The following is a 1,581-nucleotide window of genomic DNA, read 5'->3' as shown; positions in this document are numbered from 1 at the left end:
GAAGGGCGACGTGCTCGGCGAAATCGATCCGGCGATCTATCAGGCGCAGTACGACCAGGCGGTCGCCAAGAAGGCGCAGGATCAGGCCCAGCTCGCCAACCAACGCATCGACCTCGCGCGTTACGAGCAGCTCGCCGCGTCCAACGCCGGTTCGAAGCAGCAGGCCGACACCCAGCGCGCGCTCGTGGCGCAGACCGAGGCGCTGGTCAAAGCCGACCAGGCCGCGATCGACAACGCGGCGGCGACGCTGAGCTACACCAAGATCGTAGCGCCGATCTCGGGTCGCGCCGGCCTGCGCCAGGTCGACCAGGGCAACATCATTCATGCCTCCGACACAACGGGCCTCGTGGTGATCACGCAATTGCAGCCGATCGCGGTGTGGTTCAGCCTGCCGCAGCAGCAGATCATGCGGGTCAATGCCGCCGCTGCAAAAGGCCCGCTCGCGGTCGACGTGTTCGGCAATGACGGCATCACGGTGATCGACACCGGCAAGCTCACCGGCATCGACAACCAGGTCGACCAGACCACCGGCACGCTCAAGCTCAAGGCCGAATTTCCCAACGCCAATTACCAGCTCTGGCCGGGCCAGTTCGTCAATGTCCGCCTCAAGGTCGAGACATTGAGGCAGGCGCTGGTGGTGCCGACCTCGGCCGTGCAGCGCGGCCCGGTCGGGACCTTCAGCTATGTCATCGGCGAGGACAACATCGTCTCGGCGAAGCCCGTGACGGTGACTCAGCAAAATGAGCACGAGGCGGTGATCGCCAGTGGCCTGTCGGCAAGCGACAAGGTCGTCACGACGGGATTTGCCAATCTGTCCGACGGCTCCAAGGTCATCATTGGCCGCGACGACCAGACCCCGTCGGCGGATATTGCTCCGCGCAAGCGCTCGCGCGGGCCGGACGCCCAGAAGAAGGATGGGGCGAGGGAAGGCCAGAACGACGGCCAGAAGGACGGCCAAGCCAAGGACGGCGAGTTTCGCGCCAAGCGCAAGAGCAGCGAGGGCGACCAGAAGGGACAGACCGGGCCGGCACCGGGGCCGGGGGCATCCGGAAGCGGAGCCAAGCAGCCATGATCCCGACAACAGCCGCATGAAGCGGCAGGCGTAACCCATGGGCGTCTCCGAACCCTTTATCCGCCGGCCCATCGCGACCTCGCTGCTTGGCATCGCGCTGATGATCGGCGGGCTGCTGGGCTATTTCGCGCTGCCGGTCTCGGCGTTGCCGCAGGTCGATTTCCCGACCGTGCAGGTGTCGACGCGGCTGCCCGGCGCCAGCCCCGACGTGATCGCCTCGCTGATCACCGCGCCGCTGGAGCGCCAGCTCGGCCAGATCCCGTCGCTGACGTCGATGAACTCGACGAGTTCGTTCGGCCTCAGCCAGATCTCGCTTCAGTTCGACCTCAACCGCGACATCGACGGCGCGACCCAGGACGTGCAGGCCGCCATCAATGCAGCCGCAGGCGTGCTTCCCAAGACGCTGCCCTATCCGCCGACCTACGCCAAGGTCAATCCAGCGGACGCGCCGGTGATGACGCTGGCGCTGCGCTCGGACACGATCTCGCTGCGGGCACTGAGCGACATTG

Annotated in this window: 2 protein-coding genes; both read left to right on the top strand. The window is 66.4% G+C overall.

The window, feature by feature from the left end:
* On the top strand, positions 1–1,072 hold a 1,072-nt coding region (locus JHD07_RS38025), incomplete at its 5' end, for an efflux RND transporter periplasmic adaptor subunit (RefSeq protein WP_291631567.1).
* A gap of 37 nt (positions 1,073–1,109) precedes the next feature.
* Positions 1,110–1,581 (top strand): efflux RND transporter permease subunit (locus JHD07_RS38020; RefSeq protein ID WP_291631565.1); only part of this gene is annotated, 472 nt, incomplete at its 3' end.

Origin of the sequence: Bradyrhizobium sp. (assembly GCF_016462955.1) — a bacterium.
Lineage (GTDB): Bacteria > Pseudomonadota > Alphaproteobacteria > Rhizobiales > Xanthobacteraceae > Bradyrhizobium.
This window is presented reverse-complemented; position numbering and strand designations above follow the sequence as displayed.